Origin of the sequence: Mycobacterium pinniadriaticum, from assembly GCF_026242045.1 — a bacterium.
GTDB lineage: Bacteria > Actinomycetota > Actinomycetes > Mycobacteriales > Mycobacteriaceae > Mycobacterium > Mycobacterium pinniadriaticum.
Genome location: NZ_JAPJDO010000143.1, coordinates 1 through 212, shown reverse-complemented (window position 1 = coordinate 212; position 212 = coordinate 1). Strand labels below are relative to the sequence as shown.

1 pseudogene is annotated in these 212 nt (G+C 70.3%); it reads right to left on the bottom strand.

The features are described 5' to 3' along the window. Window positions 1-180: pseudogene (locus ORI27_RS32975) on the bottom strand (IS110 family transposase); the annotation flags it as partial. Window positions 181-212: the final 32 nt, after the last annotated feature.

Below are 212 nucleotides of genomic sequence, written 5' to 3'. Positions count from 1 at the left end.
GAGCAGCCGCACTCGGGCTGCCAGCTTGGCGGGAACGTCGATGACCTCGACGCCGTCGGCGGCCAGCTGCCGGGTCAACGGTGCGCCGAGGCCGGCCGCGCCTTCGATAGCCCACACCGGGTCAGTCCACTGTTGGGCGAACCGGCGCAGCCGGCGATAACCGTCAGCGCTGACTTCCACCCGAAGTACCCCAAGGGGTTGAAGGGCGGTGC